Annotated in this window: 12 protein-coding genes; 1 reads left to right on the top strand and 11 read right to left on the bottom strand. The window is 73.2% G+C overall.

All coding sequences use genetic code 11. The annotated features are described in order from the left end of the window. From AB0G79_RS13735 to AB0G79_RS13785, 11 genes are all read right to left on the bottom strand, one after another. On the bottom strand, nucleotides 1–1,605 hold the full coding sequence (locus AB0G79_RS13735) for a right-handed parallel beta-helix repeat-containing protein (protein WP_360805247.1): 1,605 nt from the start codon (nucleotides 1,603–1,605) through the stop codon (nucleotides 1–3). Then, nucleotides 1,599–3,590 carry an alginate lyase family protein gene (locus AB0G79_RS13740; protein WP_360805250.1) on the bottom strand — a complete coding sequence of 664 codons (1,992 nt, stop codon included), beginning with the start codon at nucleotides 3,588–3,590 and terminating at the stop codon, nucleotides 1,599–1,601. Before AB0G79_RS13740 ends, AB0G79_RS13735 begins: the two co-directional genes overlap by 7 nt. After that, nucleotides 3,587–5,797 carry a bi-domain-containing oxidoreductase gene (locus AB0G79_RS13745; protein WP_360805253.1) on the bottom strand — a complete coding sequence of 737 codons (2,211 nt, stop codon included), beginning with the start codon at nucleotides 5,795–5,797 and terminating at the stop codon, nucleotides 3,587–3,589. Before AB0G79_RS13745 ends, AB0G79_RS13740 begins: the two co-directional genes overlap by 4 nt. Nucleotides 5,798–5,889: 92 nt before the next feature. After that, a complete protein-coding gene (gene asnB / locus AB0G79_RS13750) occupies nucleotides 5,890–7,824 on the bottom strand; it encodes an asparagine synthase (glutamine-hydrolyzing) (protein ID WP_360805256.1) in 1,935 nt (644 codons plus the stop codon). A 3-nt stretch (nucleotides 7,825–7,827) separates the two neighbouring features. Next, on the bottom strand, nucleotides 7,828–9,342 hold the full coding sequence (locus tag AB0G79_RS13755; protein ID WP_360805259.1) for a Wzz/FepE/Etk N-terminal domain-containing protein: 1,515 nt from the start codon (nucleotides 9,340–9,342) through the stop codon (nucleotides 7,828–7,830). After that, complete coding sequence (locus AB0G79_RS13760) at nucleotides 9,339–10,730, bottom strand: Wzz/FepE/Etk N-terminal domain-containing protein (RefSeq protein WP_360805262.1); 1,392 nt, start codon at nucleotides 10,728–10,730, stop codon at nucleotides 9,339–9,341. Before AB0G79_RS13760 ends, AB0G79_RS13755 begins: the two co-directional genes overlap by 4 nt. Then, the gene (locus AB0G79_RS13765; RefSeq protein ID WP_360805265.1) at nucleotides 10,727–12,001 is read right to left on the bottom strand and encodes a glycosyltransferase family 4 protein; all 1,275 of its coding nucleotides are present in this window, start codon (nucleotides 11,999–12,001) and stop codon (nucleotides 10,727–10,729) included. Before AB0G79_RS13765 ends, AB0G79_RS13760 begins: the two co-directional genes overlap by 4 nt. Then, nucleotides 11,991–13,307, bottom strand: coding sequence for a nucleotide sugar dehydrogenase (locus AB0G79_RS13770; protein ID WP_360805268.1), 1,317 nt, complete (start codon nucleotides 13,305–13,307; stop codon nucleotides 11,991–11,993). The genes AB0G79_RS13765 and AB0G79_RS13770 overlap by 11 nt, the downstream gene beginning before the upstream one ends. A 73-nt stretch (nucleotides 13,308–13,380) precedes the next feature. Further along, complete coding sequence (locus AB0G79_RS13775) at nucleotides 13,381–14,889, bottom strand: sugar transferase (RefSeq protein WP_360805271.1); 1,509 nt, start codon at nucleotides 14,887–14,889, stop codon at nucleotides 13,381–13,383. Nucleotides 14,890–15,302: 413 nt separating this feature from the next. Next, the gene (locus tag AB0G79_RS13780) at nucleotides 15,303–15,773 is read right to left on the bottom strand and encodes a GNAT family N-acetyltransferase (RefSeq protein WP_360805274.1); all 471 of its coding nucleotides are present in this window, start codon (nucleotides 15,771–15,773) and stop codon (nucleotides 15,303–15,305) included. A 120-nt stretch (nucleotides 15,774–15,893) separates the two neighbouring features. Beyond that, a complete protein-coding gene (locus AB0G79_RS13785; RefSeq protein WP_360805277.1) occupies nucleotides 15,894–16,760 on the bottom strand; it encodes an alpha/beta fold hydrolase in 867 nt (288 codons plus the stop codon). 315 nt (nucleotides 16,761–17,075) lie between these two features. Between AB0G79_RS13785 and AB0G79_RS13790 the strand changes: the two genes are divergently transcribed. Further along, nucleotides 17,076–17,480, top strand: coding sequence for a hypothetical protein (locus AB0G79_RS13790; RefSeq protein WP_360805280.1), 405 nt, complete (start codon nucleotides 17,076–17,078; stop codon nucleotides 17,478–17,480). Nucleotides 17,481–17,489 lie beyond the last annotated feature (9 nt).

A 17,489-nucleotide genomic window follows, 5' to 3' on the forward strand; every position in this document is an offset into this window, starting at 1 on the left:
TCAACCACCCGCCCCGGCGGCGAAGGTGCTGCCCGCGTCCTGCCAGTACGGCGCGTCCCGCCACGTCCCCGCGTCGAGCGCCCCGCTCCGGTCACCGGCGAGGAAGGTCCACGGGCCCCGGTAGACGTTGTCGTGCCAGCGGTTGTCCTGCTCGTGGGTGACCGCGGCGGCCACCCGCTTCCCCCGGTACGGGGACCAGTCGGGGAACGTGCCGTAGTTGGCGAAGAGCGCCATGCGGGCGCACTCCGCCGCGCACTTGGCCGCGGCGGGGTCGAGGACGAAGCGGTTGTGGTGGACGTCGACCCGCTGGGTCTTCCATCGGCAGTCGCCGTACAGCGGGGCGGAGGCGATGGCCGGCGCCGCGCAGCGGGAGGTGTCCTTCACCAGCGGGGTGCAGTAGTCGGTCGAGGTGTTGGCCGGACTGTTGCAGAAGCGGTCGGCGTTCTCCCACAAGGTGATCGCGTTCCAGTTGTTCTCGAACACGTTGCCGTGGATGTCGATCCGGTCCGTGCGGGCCGGGATCCGCGGCTCGCCGCCGGACTCGGAGACGTACACCGTCGCGTACGGGAAGTCGTCGCCGCCCGCGGCGAGGGGACGTCCCTCGACGAGGTTGTTCCGCCGGATCGTGTTGTTCCGGATCACGGCGTTGTAGCTCGTCTCGTAGATCAGGGCCGCACCGTCGTTCGCCTCGATGAGGTTGTCCTCGAAGAGGAAGTCGTTGTTGTTGGTGTCCGCCCACAACCCGGTGCCCCGGTTGTCGTGCACCCAGTTGCCGCGCACGTCGGCGCCGTTCACCGCCCAGAACTTGATGCCGCCCGTGCAGCCGCAGCCGGGCGTCCGCCGCTCCCAGTCGTCGGTGTTGTTGCCCACGACCTCGTTGCCCTGGACGACCAGCCCGCGCAGCGTGTCCCCGGTCTTGTACGCGTTCATGCCGTACTGGCCGTTCCTGCGCAGGCAGCTGCCGACGAGCCGCTGACGGGCACCGGCCATCAGCCCGGCACCGGAGTTGTCCTGGATCGTGGCGTGCTCGATCACCCAGCCGTCGGCCATGTCGTGGTTGACCACGCCCTCGTTGTTCGGCGCGACGAACCCCTGCACCGTCAGGTGGCGGAGGGTGACGTCGGTGGCCGTGCCGCCGAACGCGTACTGGTTGACCTTCCGGCCGTCGAGCACCGCGCCCGGCGCGCCCAGATAGCGGTTGCCCTTCTTCGGGAGGACCTGGTCGTACGGCCCGTCGCCGAGCCGGTGCGTCCCCGGCCGCAGCCAGAACGTGGTGCCCGGCGGGCTGTCCTCGGTCTTCGTCGCGAGGTCGCCGGCCACCGCCGGATCGACCGTCACGGCGCCGGGCGGCGCCGTCGCGGGCCCGGGCACGGGCTTCGCGCACACCCGGGCCACCGCCGCGGCCGGAGCCCCGGCGGCGGCCGGGGCCTCCGTCGCCGGGTGCGTCCCCGGAGCCGCGGGCGCGGCGGAGCGCGTACCGGACGGGGAGGAGCCGGCGGACCGGTCCCGCGGGGCCTCGGTCGTGCTCGTGCAGGCGGCCACCGCCGCCAGGACCAGCGCCAGGGCCGCGGTGCGCGGCGCCCGGCGCCTCCGTGCGTTCACCACGCGGCCTCCTGGCCGTCGGCCGCTTCCGTCGCGTCGAAGGTGAGCGTGGTGGTGAAGGCGCGCGTGCCCTCGGCCGTCCCGGAGCCGACGAGCGTGGTCGTCGGCACCTTGACGCCGAAGCCGGGGGAGTACCAGCCCAGCGGCGGAGCGGTCTCGCCGCGGTGCGCACGCCAGTTCAGCTCCCCGGGCAGCTCCAGCACGGCCGAGCGGTCCTCGCCGTCCCGGCTCCACGTCAACACGGCCCGGTTCCCGTCCAGTTCGGCCGTGATCGCCGGCCCGAGGTGGAAGGCGACGCGGACCGAACCGCTCTCGCCCCGCACCTCGTCGACCACGCGCAGCCGCCGGTTCGCGGCGGTCAGCTCCACCTCGCGGCGGTGCGCCGTCCGCCCGTAGCCGTCGTGCTCGGCGACCCAGCGGGCCGCCTCCCGCCCGTCCGCGTCCGCGACCAGGACCCGGGTGCGGGCGTGCCGGGTCCACAGGAACGGGCCGCCCGAGACGGACTGGTCGGCGCCGTCCCACTCCAGGGTGTTGTGGCCGAGCGTGGACCGGAAGTAGCTCCGCCACTCCGGCTGCCCGTGGTAGCAGTACGTCCCCGGGTCGGCGAGCACGTCGACCCCGTCGTGCCGCACCTCCAGCGACAGCGCGTCCGCGTGGGCGTGCGCGGCGATGGAGAGGAACCCGTGCGGACCCCCGTCGCAGCGGCACCAGATCTCGCCCGGCCCGCGCAGGATGGTCATGCCCGCGTCGGCGAAGTGCGCGGGCCGCCGCTCCGGACGGCCCGCCGTCGACGCGCGGCCACCGTGCCCGTACGGGCGGATAAGCGCGGCGAGCAGCGGGGTGCGGACATCGGTGCCCGTCACCTCCGGCCACCACGGGAGCCGGCCGAAGACGGCCTCGCCGGTGGCGAGCAGCGAGCCCCAGCGGTCGGTGCCCTCGCCGTCCAGGACCAGGCCGTGGCCGTCGTCCGCGTCGCCCTGGCGCGGCGGACGCAGCCGCCCGTCCACGACGGCCGCGAGCGCGTCCGTCATCCGCAGCAGCACCCGCCGCACCGTCGGCGGGAGCGGCACGCCCGCGGCGTCCGCCTCGGCGACCGCCGCGAGACCCAGCTCCAGGACGAGCCCGTGGTACTCGGTGGCCAGTTCGCGGTTGAGCCCCGACAGAAAGGTGTTGCCCCGCAGGTTCCGTTCGAGGGACTTCAGGGCGTCGGACCGCCACCGCTCCGACGCGTCGAACCACGGGAACGCGCAGGCCGCGGCGAACTGCCCGGCAGTCTCCGCGATCACGTGGTTGTTCGCCGACGAACCCCGGCTGGGGAAGCCCGCCAGCCAGCGCTGGTGGTGCCAGATCTGCCGCAGCGCGACCGGGTTCTCCTCGAACAGGCCGGGCGCGCCCGGCCAGCCGTCGAGGAGCCTGCGGACCCACACCCAGGACAGCAGCCGGATGCCCAGCTCGATGCCGCTGATCCAGTGCACCCCGCGCAGCGGCGCGTTCGCCGCCCACCAGTGCCGCAGGTGCGCGGCGACGCGCTCGGCGTACCGCTCGTCCCCGGTCAGCGCGTAGGCGGCGGCGAGCACCGTGAGGTACTGGTGCCGGGACGGCTCCCAGATCTGCTTGATGTCCCCGACCGCCTCCTCGTCCCGGTACGGGACGTCGAAGGCGTACCCCCGGGGCGCGCGGAGCCCCGTCTTCGGGTCGAGCGTCCAGTCGGGCTCGACCAGGTCGTCGCGGACCACGCCGAAGAACTCCGCGTGCCCGGCCATCAGCCGGTCCGCCTCCTCGACGAGCCGCTTCACGGCGTCCGGCGGCACGGCGGCGAGTGTCCCGGCGGGCAGCACCGCCGTGAACCGGGCGCCCCGGGAGCCCGGGTAACCCGGCGGCGCCGAACGCCAGCGCCGCCTGCGCAGCGTGTCGCCGACCCGGCCGCCGACCTCCCGCGGCCCCATCCGGGACAGCCGCCGCAGGTACCAGGCGGGACTCATGGTCATCGCGCCCTCGCAAGCGTCACCGGCGCGCCGCCGGCGAGACCGGTGCGCACGGCGAGGGTCGCCGCCGTGGTGGCGACGAGCGACTCCAGCGGCACCGGCATCGGACCCCCGGTGCGCACCGCCCGGACGAACGCGGCCAGTTGGGCGTTCTGGCCCTTGTCGCGGGCCTGCGGGAGACGCGAGCTGACCCAGCGCTTGCGGCCGGCTGCACCGCCGTCGGTGAAGACCGAGGCGCGCACGAAGTCGTCGAGCCGCAGCACCTTGCCGTCGGCGATCAGGTCCAGCGTCTCCTTGGGGAACCCGGGGGTGCCCGTGGTGACGTAGCTGATGGTGGCGGTGGACCCGTCCGCGTACCGCAGCACGATCTGGAGGTCCTCGCCGCCGGTCGCGGCGACCGCGTACACGGAGACCGGGTCGGAGCCGAGCAGCCAGCTCGCCGTGTCGACGAAGTGCCCGCCCTCGCCGGTGAAGCGGGAGCCCTCGGTGCCCTGCCGGAGGTACCAGCTGCCCTGCTGGAGGCGGCCCGCGTTGACCAGGTACCGCAGGCTCGCCGGGCCGGTCCGGGCGCCGAACCGCTTCCTCGCCTCCTGGAGCAGCGGCGCGAAGCGGCGGTTGAACCCGACGTGGATCCGGTCGTTGCCGGACTCCTCCACCGCGGCGACGATGTCGGCGAGCTCCTCCTCGGTGAGCGCGAGGGGCTTCTCCACGAAGACGGCCTTCCCGGCGAGCAGCGCCCTGCGGGTCAGCGCGGCGTGCGAGCTGTGCCGGGTGACCACGAACACCGCGTCGATCGACGGGTCTTCGAGCACGGCGTCGAGGTCCGTGGTCGCCTCGGCGAAGCCGAACTTCCGCTGCGCGTTGGCCGCGGACAGCGCCGTCGTCGTCACGACCGCCGACAGGTCGACGCCCTCGCGCCCCACCAGGTGGGGGAGCAGCATCGAGGACGCGTAGTTGCCGGCGCCGACGAACGCGAGGCGCACGGACGCCTTCGCCGGCCGGGACGGGACCGGGGCGACGGTGCCACGGCGGACGGCGGGCACCGCGACCTCCGCGGCACGTGCCTCCCCCTCCTCCGCCGCCGGGCCGTCGGGATAGCGGAACAGGACCGCCACGGCCTTCAGCTCGCCGTCCTTCAGCCGCTCGTACGTCTTCACCGCGTCGTCGAAGTCGGCGACGTGCGAGATCAGCGGCTCCACGTCGACCCGGCCCCGGGCGAGGAGGTCGAGGAAGCACGCCAGGTTGCGGCGCTCGGTCCAGCGCACGTACCCGATCGGGTAGTCCCGCCCGTCGAGCTCGTACTCCGGGTCGTAGCGACCGGGCCCGTACGAGCGGGAGAACCGGACGTCGAGCTCCTTCTCGTAGTACGCGTTCCACGGCAGGTCCAGGCGCGTCTTGCCGATGTCGACGACCCTGCCCCGGTCCCGGCAGAGCCGTGCGGCCAGCTCGACCGGCCCGTTGTCGGCGCCGCCCGCGGCCAGGTACACCTGGTCCACGCCGTGGCCGCCGGTCAGCGACTCGACGGCCGCGTCGACGGCGGGGGAACCGGGCTCGCCGCACACCACGGCGCCGAGCCCGACGGCGAGTTCGCAGCGCGAGGGGTCGGGGTCCACGCCGACGACGCGCGCGCCCGAGGCGGTGAGGAGCTGCGCCACGAGCTGGCCGATCAACCCGAGGCCGATGACGAGCGCCACGTCGCCGAGCTGCGGTTCGCCCTGCCGGACGCCCTGCATGGCGATCGAACCGACGGTCCCGAAGGCCGCGTGCCGCGGCGCGAGCCCCTCCGGCAGCGGCGTGTAGAGGTTCTTCGGGACCCAGTTCACCTCGGCGTGCAGCGCGTGCTCGTTGCCCGCGCAGGCCACCAGGTCGCCGACCCTGACGTCGTCGATCCCGGCGCCGACCTGCTCGACGACCCCGCAGAGCGAGTAGCCGAGCGGCGTGTACGAGTCGAGCTTGCCCATCACCTTGCGGTAGGTCGCGGGCAGGCCGTTGGTGGCGACGCTCTGCATGACCTTGGCGACCTGGTCCGGGCGGGAACGCGCCTTGCCCAGCATCGACATGCCGGCCTCGGAGACCTTCATGAGCTCGGTGCCGGTGGATATCAGGGAGTAGGACGTACGGACCAGCACACCGCCCGGCTTGCACTCCGGCACCGGCACGTCGAGCACCGCCAGCTCACCGCTCTTGTAGTTCTGTACTACCTGTTTCACCGAAGTCCCCTTGTTTCTCTGCGGTGTTGCCGTGCGCTCGTGGTGCCGTTCCGTGCCGTGCCGTGCTGCGCCGCGGTGTGCGGCGGTGGTCGCTACGCCGTCTGCCGAGCGTGCCGGTCGGACCCCTGGGTCGCGCCGCGGTACCAGTACTCGAGGGTCAGCACGTGCCACAGGTGCTTGGAGAAGTCCCGCTGCCCGGCCGCGTCCTCCGCGACCATCCGCGCGAGCGCGTCTCGGCGCAGGATCCCGGACTCGACGAGCACGCCCTCGTTCACCACCTCGCGCACCAGCGGCGCGAGGTCCCGGCTCATCCAGGCCCGCAGCGGCGCGCTGAACAGGCCCTTCGGCCGGTAGACGATCTCGCGGGGCAGGACCGAGGCGGCCGCCTCCTTCAGGACGGCCTTCCCCTGCCGGCCCACGATCTTCCGGTCGCCGGGCACCGCGAACGCCGCCCTGACCACCTCGACGTCCACGTACGGCACGCGCACCTCGGTCGACGCGGCCATGCTCGACCGGTCGGTGTAGGCGAGGTTCAGACCCGGCAGGAACATGCGGGCGTCGCCCAGGCACATCCGGTTCACGAAGTCGTCGAGGTCGTTGTCCCCGTACACGTCCGCGTGCTCGGCCAGCACGTCGTCGACCGTCCCCGCCAGGTCAGGACTGACGAGGCCGAGCAGCTCCTCGCGGTCGTACATCGTGTAGCTGCGCCGGAACGCCGTCTCCTCCGGCAGGTCCGCGAAGGACAGGAACCGCTTCGCGAACCGCACCGACCGGTACCCCCGGCGGGCCGAGGCGACCGGCAGCCGGTCCACGGCGGCGGACAGACCGCGGCGCAACGGCCGGGGGACGCGCTGGTAGCGCAGCGCGACCAGGTTGGCGTAGTGCTTGCGGTAGCCCGCGAACAGCTCGTCCGCGCCCATCCCCGACAGCATCACCTTCACCCCGGCCTCGCGGGCCGCCGAACAGATCAGGAAGGTGTTGATCGCCGCCGGGTCTCCGATCGGTTCGTCCAGGCTGTGCGTCATCCGCGGCAGCAGGTCCAGGACGTCGGGCGCGATCTCGATCTCCCGCAGGTCCACGCCGAACTGCTCGGCCACCCTGCGCGCGTACCGCAGGTCGTCCGGCATCGCCTCGAACCGGGCGTCCTCCGCCCGGAACCCGATCGTGTAGGCCGCGATCCCCGGCACGTCCCGCGCGGCGAGCGCGGTCAGGTAGCTGGAGTCGAGACCGCCGGAGAGGAACGTCGCCACGGGCACGTCGGCGAGCAGGTGCCGCCGCGTCGACTCCTCGACGACGGCCGCCACGTCCGGCAGGTCGCCGGAGCGCGCCCGCTCCCGGCCCTCGGCGGCGACCTCCCGCAGGTTCCAGAACCGGCCCCGCTCCACCCCGCCGTCCGGCCGGCACCGCAGCCAGCTGCCGGGCGGCAGCTTCTCCGCGCCCCGCAGCGCGCAGCGGGAGTCCGGCACCCAGTAGTAGAGCAGCGAGGCGACGAGCGCCCCGTGGTCGACCTCCAGGGTGCCGCCGGTGGCGGCGGCCAGCGCCTTCAGCTCGGAGGCGAAGACGAGCCCCTCGCCGCGCCGCATCAGGAACAGCGGCTTGACGCCGAGCTGGTCGCGGACGAGCACCAGCTCGCCGGTCCGCTCGTCGAAGACCCCGAACGCGAACATCCCGCGCAGCCGGGGCAGCCCCTCCGTACCCCAGCGCCGCCAGGCCTCCAGGACCACCTCGGTGTCGGACGTCCCCCGGAAGCGCGTCCCGGCGGCCTCCAACTCGGCGCGCAGCTCAGGCGCGTTGTACAGCTCGCCGTTGTACGTGAGGACGAGGCCGTCCTTCGCCATCGGCTGCGCCCCGGTCTCCGACAGGTCGACGATCGCCAGCCTGCGGTGCCCGAGGTGCACCTCGCCGTCCCCCACGGGATGGCTGTACCGGCCGGCCCCGTCGGGCCCGCGGTGGGCGAGGATGTCGGTGAGCCGGTCGGTGACGCTCTTCCCGTCCGGCCAGCGGTACGTGCCCGCGATGCCACACATGTGCTACCGCACCTCCTGCTCGTCGTCCGGGCCCCGCGTGGCCCAGAACGGCACCCGCTCGGGCCGCCGCCGCTCCGTCGTGCTCCGCCCGGCCGCCCGCTCGCCGCGGGCCCGGAGCGCGGCCTGCGTCCCGTCCCACAGAGTCCCGTCCGTCCGGTCCCGCGGATCCGGGTCGATCAGCACCACACCGAGCACCGCCACCCGCTGGTCGGCGAGCTGCCGCGCCACGTTGTGCAGCCACGCGGCGCTCTCCACCCCGGCACGCACCACGAGGACCGTGCGCGTACCGAGGTACGGGAGGTCGGTCCACGCCGCACCGGGCGCCACCGAGCCGACCCCGAGCCGGAACTCCCCGTACGCCACCGGCGCCGCGTGCCCGGCGTCGACCACGATCGGGTCCCCGTGCTTCCCCTCCCGCTCGGCGAGCTGCGGGCCGGGCAGACCGTCGACGACGACCACCGGGCCGCGCGCGGTGAGGGCCCGGGCGAGGTCCATGGCGAGCGTGCTCACCTCGGACGCGCAGCCCAGCTCCAGGAGCGACACCGGCTCCTCGGAGGTCCGCACGGTACGGGCCAGGAACGAGACGAGCCGCTCACGGGCCGCCCTGGTCCTGCGGCGCCGCCGCCAGAGGGACGGGTGGCGGGGCAGCTCGGCGACGACCGACGCGCCGAGGTTCGCCGCGATGTCCCGGCGCAGCACGGGCCGGTCCACCACCACCGAGGCGACCGAGGCCGCCGCCAGGCCGAGGGCGAGGCCGAGGGCGATGCCGATCCCGGCGTCGGTGGCGGCCGCCTTGGCCAGCGAGTGCCGCACCGCGCGCGGCGCGTCCACGATCTGCGTCCCGGCGATGAGGTGGGGCGTGCCGATGTTCGCCGCGGCGGCGCGCTGGCCGTAGTCGGCGATCTGGGAGGTGAGCTCGGCACGGCGGGCGAAGAGCGACTCCATGTCCGCCGACGCCCCGCTCGCCGACGAGCGCTCCCCGATGGCCCGGTTGACCTCGGCGAGGTCGCCGCGCAGCCGGTCGCGATGGTCGAGCAGCGCCTTGGCCTCGGAGTCCGCGGCCTCCCGTATGCGCCGCACGTGGTCCTCGATGAAGGTGTCGGCGAGCGCCTGCGCGCGCGCCACCGCCTCCGCGTCGCTGTCGGCGCTCACGCTGATCTCGAGCACGTTGTTGGTGAGGCCGACGCTCCCGTAGTCCTTGAGGAAGTCCTCCGGCCGGTCCGCGGACTTGAGGGACCGCAGCGCCTCGGCGGCGATCTTCGTCGTCTGGAGCAGGGCGACGTCCGTACGGATCAGGGTGCCGGGATCGTTGGGCTGGTCCTCCTGGTGGGCGACGAGCAGCTTGGTCGTCGCGGTCGGCGGGGGCGGCAGGAACACCGCCACCCCCGTGCCGAGGACCAGGCCGAGGAGCGTCGTGGCGGACCACAGGCGCCGCCGCCTGCGGACCGACGCCACGAGCGTCCCCAGGTCGAGGAGCGGAGCGGCGGCCGGAGCCTCCGGAGTCGTCCGCGCGGTCATCGCACCCCTCCCGTCACGCGGTCGTCGATCGCGGCAGTCTGCGGCCCCGCGTGCCGGGGCCCGGCGCCGGACCGCGCCGGTCGCGCGTCGCGCGACCCGACCGGCGAGGCGACCAGGACGCCGACGACGTCGTGCTCGGCGTCGGCGCAGGCCTCGGTGATCCCCGCGAGCTCGCCCGCCGTCCAGCCGCCCGCGCTCAGCACGAACAGGACACCCGACTCGTGCTCGTGGTCGGGCATGAGCGGGCTGTCCACCGAGACGCCGACCAGCTGGAAGGCGGGATTCCCGGCCAGGGCGTCCTGCGCGGCGAGGTCCACGAGCTCCTCGGCCGCACGGCGGGCGGCCTCGTCCCCGTCCGGGACGACGACGAGCACCCGCCGGCCGACGGGCAGCTGTTCCCGCAGCCGCGCGCACACCCGCCGGTACCGGACCCGTCGACCGGCCTCGTCCCCGGCGGTACGCGGGGTGGGCACGTCCCAGCGGACGTCGAGGCCCAGGAGCCGCCGCAGCCAGTTCCACCGGCCGCGGGCCCCGGTCCGGTCCCCGCCCCGCTCGACGGGCACGTCCACCGCTCCCAGCACGGGGGAGCCGACGGCGGCGGTGATCTCCCGCTCGGAGCGCGGCCGTCGGCCGACCCGTGCGGCGGCGAGGTGCGCGACGACCGCGGTCAGGAGGAAGAGCAGCGCGCCACCGGCGATGAGCTGCACCCGCGTCGGAGGCGCCTGTCCCGTCGGCCGCGCCGCGGGCCCCATGACGACCAGGGCGGTCTTGTCGTCCGCCAACTCGGCCTTGTCCAGCGCGTCCACCGCCTCCTGCAGCGAGGTGCGGAGCTTGGACAGCTCGGTACGGGCCTGCACGCTCTCCACGGTCTCCCCGGCACCGGCCGCGTCGGCGAGCTCGTCGATGCGGCGGCTCGTCTTCGTCACCAGCTCACGCAGGGCCCCGGGCCGGTCCTTCGCCTTCGGGTCGGTCGGGGCGCCCGAGATCTCCGCGGCGAACGCGACGAAGTCCTTGGCCACCTGGTCGGAGAGCAGCTGCGCGCGCTCCGGAGTCTCGGCCGTCCCCGAGATCCTGATGATGTTCCCGTCGGCGACCTCGGCGTTGACCTGCTTGCGCAGCTCCTTGGCGCTGACCCCGGCCCAGCCCAGCGTGGTGTTCGCGCGGTCGATCACCACCGAACTCGTGGCGATCTGCGCCTGGGTGAGCAGCTCGCGCTCCTCCCACGCGCCCGGCAGCAGCACCGACGCCGAGGTCGTGTACCGGGGCGGGAGCAGCAGGGCGGTGCCCTGGCCGACGAGCGCGCCGAGGAGCGTGAGCAGGGCGAGGAGCCGTCGTCGCCGACGGATGATCCGCCCGACCGTGACCAGGCGTATGGTGTCGTCGCTCAACGGCGCGGCCTCCCCGACCGCAGCGGTCCGCGCGACGAGACGGGGGCGAGGCCGCGGCAGGCGGCGGCGTAGGCGTCGAGCAGCGCGCGCTGCGAGTGCCGCCAGGAGAGCCGGCCCCCGATCCGCTCCTGCCCGATCTTGCCCATCCGGGCCCGCTCCTCGGGGTCGTCGAGGAGCCGCGCGACGAGCCGGGCGAACTCCGACTCGTCGTCGGCGGGCGCGTAGACGGCGGCGTCACCGGCGGAGACGCGCGCCTCCCTCAGCTCGAAGGAGACGATGGGCCGGCCCATCACCATGTACTCCAGGACCTTGTTCATCGTCGACACGTCGTTGAGCGGGTTGCGGGGGTCGGGGGAGAGGCACACGTCCGCCGTGGACAGGTAGCGCACCAGGTCGGCGTCCGGCACCCGCCCCGTGAACTGGACCTGGTCCTGGAGCCCGAGCCGCCGGGACAGCGCGACCATCGCGTCGAAGGCGTCGCCGCCGCCGACGAACACCGCGTGCCAGTCGGTACGCCCGACCTCGTCGCGCAGTTTCGCGAGCGCCCGCAGGGCGTAGTCCACGCCGTCCTGCGGCCCCATCACGCCGAGGTAGCACAGCAGGTGCGGCTTGCCGCGCTTCAGCTCCGGCTCCGGCGGCACCGGGTGGAACCGCTCGATGTCGGGCGCGCTGCGCACGACGAACACGTCCTCGGGGCGCTTGCCGCCGCGGCGCACCGCGACGTCCCGGTAGCTCTCGTTCGTGGCGATCACGACGTCGGCAGCCCGGTAGGTCGCCCGTTCGAGGGCGCACACGGCCTTGTAGAGCAGGTCCTTGCCCCGGTCGAACCGGGACAGGTACAGCTCGGGCACCAGGTCGTGCTGGTCGAAGACGAACCGCGCTCCCTGCCGCTTGAGCCAGAGCGCCGGAAGGAACAGCAGGTCCGGCGGGTTGCAGGCGTGGACGACGTCGACCGGACCGACCTTCCGGGCCAGCCGTACGGTGTGCCAGAGGGCCGACCCGTACTCGCCGAGGTAGCCGGCCGGGCCCCCGGTGGCGGCGCGCAGCGGGTAGCGGAGGATCCGCACCCCGTCGATCACCGCCTCGGGTTCGGTGTCCCGCTTCTCGCCGCGCGGGCAGATGACGTGCACGTCCCATCCGGCGTCGCGCAGAGTCGTGCACTCCTGCCAGACGCGCCGGTCGAACGGCACGGACAGGTTCTCGACCAGGACCAGCGCGCGCCGGCCGGCCCCGTTGTTGTCCAGTGGTGCGGACGATGTTTCACCAAGCAAGACCCACGTACCCCGGTTCGGCCCGGCGCGCGTCGGCGTCGGGAAGGTGGACGAGATCGACGATCACGGGGCCGTCGCCGTGCGGCAGCGCCGCCAGGACGGCCGGGTCCCTGGTACCGACCAGGCAGACCTCGGCGTGCTGGAGGACCTCGTCGACCGAGTCCGTCATCAGCCTGCCGAGGTGCGGGAGCCGGGTCTCGATGTACTCGCGGTTCGCGCCGAGCAGCCGGGACAGGTTCACGTTGGGGTCGTAGATCCGCAGCTCGTACCCCTTGCCGAAGAGCCGCTCCGCCAGCTCGACGAGCGGGCTCTCGCGCAGGTCGTCGGTGCCGGGTTTGAAGGAGAGGCCGAAGAGGCCGACCCGGCGCTTGCCGGTGCGCTCGACCATGTCCACCGCGCGCTGGAGGTGGTCGGCGTTGGAGGGCAGCACGTGCGACAGGATCGGCACCGAGACGTCGGCCCGCTGCGCCGCGTGGACGAGGCTGCGCAGGTCCTTCGGCAGGCAGGAGCCGCCGAAGGCGAAGCCGGGCCGCAGGTAGGCGGGGCTGATGTTCAGCTTCTGGTCGGCGAGGAACACGTCGATGACCTGGTGCGAGTCCACCCCGAGCGCCCGGCACACCGCGCCCAGCTCGTTGGCGAAGCCGATCTTGAGCCCGTGGAAGGCGTTGTCGGCGTACTTGATGGCCTCGGCCGTCGGGATCGGCACCCGGAACGTCTCGCCGGGCAGCCCCTCGTACAGCGAGGCGACCACGTCGCCGCTCTCCGGGTCGAGCTCGCCGATGACGGTCTTGGGCGGGTCGAAGAAGTCCCGCACGCTCGAACCCTCGCGCAGGAACTCCGGGTTGACCGCCACGCCGAAGTCGACGCCGGCCGTGCCGCCGACGTACTTCTCCAGGATCGGCACGAGCAGGTCGAGGCAGGTGCCCGGGAGCATGGTGCTGCGGAAGACGACCGTCTGCCGCCCGCCCCGCTCGGCGACCGCGGCGCCGATCTCCTCGGTCACCCGCTCCAGATAGGTGGTGCACAGGCTGCCGTTGGGCTCCGACGGCGTACCGACGCAGATCAGCGACACGTCGCTGTGCTCGATCGCCTCGCGGACGTCGGTGGTGGCGCGCAGCGCCCCGCTCCCCACGACCTCGGCGACGAGCTCGCCGATCCGCTCCTCGACGAGCGGTGCCTTGCCGTCGTTGACCAGGTCGACCTTCACCTGGTTGACGTCCACCCCGATGACCTCGTGGCCGAGGCTCGCCAGGCACGCGGCCGACACGCAGCCCACGTACCCGAGCCCGAAGACGCTGACTCTCACGACCCGTTCCTCCCCCCGGGCAGGCCCTCGCGGCCTGCCGCCCGCACCCCGGCCGGACGATGCCACGCGTGCATCAGTAGGCCCCCTGACCGTGCAGCACCGCACGGAGCGTCTTCCACAAGATCACCGCGTCGAGGGCGAGCGACCAGTCCTCCACGTACCGCAGGTCCAGCCGCACCGCCTCCTCCCACGGAAGGTCACTGCGCCCGCTGATCTGCCACAGACCGGTGAGGCCGGGCTTGACCAGGAGCCGCCGCCGGATGTCCTGGTTGTACGCGGCCGTCTCCTCCGGCAGCGGGGGCCGCGGGCCCACCAGGGACATCGAGCCGGTGAGGACGTTGAACAGCTGCGGGAGCTCGTCGAGCGAGTACCGGCGCAGCACCGCCCCCACGCGGGTCACCCGCGGGTCCCTGCGGAGCTTGAAGAGGAGCCCCGCGCCCTCGTTGAGCTCGGCGAGCTCGTCACGGGCCCGGTCGGCCCCGACGACCATCGTGCGGAACTTGAGGATGGTGAACTCGCGGCCGTCCTTGCCGACCCGGCGCTGGCGGTAGACCGCCCCGCCCCGGCTGTCGACGAGGACGAGCAGCGCGACGCAGAGCATCAGCGGGGTGAACAGCATGAGCAGCAGCGCCGCTCCCAGCCGGTCGACGATCCCCTTGACCGCGCGCCGGCCGCCGGTGAACGTCGGCATGCTGACCCGCAGCAGCGGTATGCCGAGCACCGCGTCGATGTGCAGCCGAGGTCCCGCCACCTCCATGAGCACCGGCGCCACGATCATCTCGGCGTCGCTGCCCTCCAGGTTCCAGGCGAGCCGCTGGAGCCGGTCGGGCGACCAGTGCGGATCGGGCGTGATGGCGACGACGCGGTAGCCGTCGCGGCGGACGTGCCCGGCGACGTCCGCCAGGCGGCCGACGACCGGCACCCCGTCGACGTGGTTCCCGTCGAAGTGACCACCGTCCACCTGGCCGTCTCGCCCGGCGGTCTCCGCCGTGCAGACCGCCTCCACGCGCCAGCCCAGGTGCGGGAACCTGCGCGTCCTGGCGATCAGGTCGCGCACGGTCGCGGGGCTCCCGGCGGCCAGCACCGGGCGCAGGCACCGGCCTTCGTTCCGCTGTTTGTGCAGCCAGAGGCGGAGCAGGTACCGCTCCGTCATGGTCACGAGCGCGATGGCGGGCACCGCGACGAATATCCAGAGCTTGATGTTGGTCGAGCTCAGGGCGATCCCGCCGAGCGCGAGCACGACGGCCGCGGTGAACAGTGAGCGGCCGAGCCGGCGGAACTCCTCGGCGCCCTGGCCGAGTACGGCCGGGGCCCACGCCCTGCTCACCGCGAGGGCGCCGAGGACGAGCAGCTCCGTGCCGAACGCGAGGATGCGCCACTTCTCGTGCCAGTTGGCCGCGTCACGGGCCCCGAAGAAGCCGCCTATCGTCGCCACGACGAAGGCCGTGGCCGCGGTGTCGCTGATGATCACCGCACGGCGGTAGCGCTGCTCCCAGGCGATCGGATGACGGGCGACTGCCGCCCTGCCCTCCACCCGCTCGCGTGTCGTAGGAAACGGGCTGATCAATTCCCGCTGCTGCACAGCCCCCCCAGGGCGTCAGAATTCCCGACGTGATCGCTCGACACGGTTCCTCCCCCTCGGGAGACCCCGCCTCCCGCGCCGCTCCTCCCCTCGGGAGGCCCCCGCCTCCCGCGCCGCACTGATCTCCCGCCCCGAAGAGCATCATTTGTCGGCTCGTGTCCGATCATGTGAAGCACGGTCAATCTAGACCATGGGGACCCCTCTTGAGGGCAGATGTACGGAACTTGTGGGCAACCTTTGAAGGCGGAACGGCGTCGCGACGGCTTCCCAACTCGCGCATGATCACCGGAACTTGCCCCGCGACCTGTGATGATTCCCGAATCTGGCCCTCCATGAGGGCGAGTTGGGCTTCAAGATCGTCAACTCGTCTTTTTCCGTGCTCTGTTGAAAAGCCGCCAATCCGACCGAATTCCTCAGGCCTCGCCGTCCCCGCGACCCCGCTCCGCGGGGGCCGGACGGTGCCGCGGCAGGCCGAAGCCGGCCATGCGCTTCTCCTCGTACGAGAGGAAGCCCAGGCTCCGGTAGAAGGCATGGTTCCGCTTGCCCTCGGGGGAGTCCGCGTGATCCGTGGAGAGGAGGAAGAAGCGGCAGTGAGCGTAGCGCCGCATGAGCTCCTCGACGAGCGCGCGGCCCACCCCTTCGCGGTGGCGGGACGGATCGACGACGACGTCCTGGACGTAACAGATGTGCTCGTCGTCCGAGACGGTCCGGGCCAGCCCGAGGAGGGCGCCCGAACCGTCCCGCGCGGTGAGGACGAGGTGGGAGTTCCGCAGCCCGCGCACGAGCCGGTCGGGGTCGGAGGTGTACCCCTCCCACGCGACGGCGGCGTAGAGCCGCAGCATCTCGTCGCGGTCGAAGGACTCTTCACGCGCTATGACGAACACGTCACACCCACACTCCGCGGCGCCGTCGCCGCACTCGCCGTTCGGTTCGTACGAACCTACCGGCCGGTGTGCACCGAACCCACCGGCCGGGTCTGTACCGAACCTACCGGTCGGTCCGCATCATCGGACGAGCCCGTCGAGCAGCTTCGCGAACGGCTCCGGCCGGCTGAAGTAGCCGACGTGCGAGGTCGTGAGCGTGTGCACGTCGAAGGGGTTGTCCGGCGTCAGCGCGTCCGCCGTGCGGATCATGTGGTCCTGGACGGCCGGAGTGTTGCTGCGGTCCTGGGAGAGCCGGACGTACGTGTGCGGGACCCGCCCCCACCCGTCGGCCGTGACGACGGCACCGGACTCCAGGACCATGTGGTTCTCGTCCGGATCCAGGGAGTCGAGCAGCAGCCGGAACTGGTGGTCCGTCGAGTCCGCCATGATCGCCTCCTTCAGCTGCGCGAAGAGCTCCGGGTCCGTGTGGGCGGCCCGCCAGTTCAGCCGGACGACACCCGGCTCGCGTGCGCCCGGCACGGCGATCCGGGCCGCCGCCGCGTCGAGGAGGTTGTCGTCGGCCACGTCCCACGGCTCGGTGAGCATCGCGGGGTCGGCGATGCACAGCGCGGAGAGGTAGACGACGCGGTCGATCAGGTCCGGGACGGCGTTGGCGACGGCGCTGATCGTCAGACCGCCGAGACTGTTGCCGACCAGGACGACGGGCCCGTGCGCGGCGAGGCCGCGCAGCACGCCGACCACGTGGCGCACGTTGTCCCGCAGGGTGACGCCCCGCATCGGCGACGGGGCGGCGGCGAGCGCCGCGGGGTCCTGCGGCTGCCGGTAGTACGGGGCGGGGGAGTCGGCCAGGTCTCCGTGGCCGGGGAGGTCGAAGGCGTAGGAGCGGTGCCCGAGCAGGGCCAGCTCGCTCATCAGCGGGCCCCAGGCCCGTGCGTTGCTGGAACCGCCGTGAACGAACGCGAACGTGGGGCGCGGGAGTGCGCGCATGGGAAGGATCCTCGTCATCCGGAGGGAAAGGGCATGGTGGGCGAGGGACCCCATGCCGGGGACGCCGGCGGCGGTGACGCGCGCCGACGGCCGACACCAGGGTCAGCGAGCCGACCGGATGCGCGCGGCGTGCGGGTTCAGGATGACGGAACTCATGGGAAGGACGTTATCCGGAGGGGTCGGCCGGATGCGAGGGGTTTTCCGGCGGCGCCGGACGCGAGGTCGGACTCCGCCGCTCCGTTTGACAGCCCGCGGCGCCGGGCGTAGTCCGGAAGAGGGGACCCGTCCGAAGGCGATTCGGAGAGGAGTCCCATCATGCTGGGCGAGCTGATCGGCGAGGAACTGGGCGAGACCACGGGCATCAGGGTGCTCTCGGCGGAAGGCGGCCACGCCGTGCTCGAGGCGTCCTTCCGGGCGTCCGGCACCCTGCTGGGCGTCGAGGTCAAGGACATGGGCACGTACGAGTCGGTCATGCGGCCCGACGGCACGCTCTTCGGCGAGGGCCAGGGCGTGACGATGGCGGCGGACGGCGAGACGGTCACCTGGCACGGCTCGGGCGTCGGCCGCTTCGACGACACCGGGGCGGTCGACTGGCGCGGAGCGCTCTACTTCGAGACGACGTCGACGCGGTTCGCCCGCCTCATGGGCGTCGCCGCGGTCTTCGAGTTCCACGTGGAGGAGAGCGGCAAGGCCGAGGCCAAGCTCTGGGAGTGGACGTAGCACCGGCCG

Source organism: Streptomyces sp. NPDC020807 (genome assembly GCF_040641575.1).
Taxonomy (GTDB): domain Bacteria; phylum Actinomycetota; class Actinomycetes; order Streptomycetales; family Streptomycetaceae; genus Streptomyces.

What these genes read in the sequence shown, in the direction of transcription:
- AB0G79_RS13740 (WP_360805250.1), bottom strand. Translation starts at nt 3,590, where the DNA reads ATGACCATGAGTCCCGCCTGGTACCTGCGGCGGCTGTCCCGGATGGGG.
- AB0G79_RS13785 (WP_360805277.1), bottom strand. Translation starts at nt 16,760, where the DNA reads ATGCGCGCACTCCCGCGCCCCACGTTCGCGTTCGTTCACGGCGGTTCC.
- asnB (WP_360805256.1), bottom strand. Translation starts at nt 7,824, where the DNA reads ATGTGTGGCATCGCGGGCACGTACCGCTGGCCGGACGGGAAGAGCGTC.
- AB0G79_RS13755 (WP_360805259.1), bottom strand. Translation starts at nt 9,342, where the DNA reads ATGACCGCGCGGACGACTCCGGAGGCTCCGGCCGCCGCTCCGCTCCTC.
- AB0G79_RS13790 (WP_360805280.1), top strand. Translation starts at nt 17,076, where the DNA reads ATGCTGGGCGAGCTGATCGGCGAGGAACTGGGCGAGACCACGGGCATC.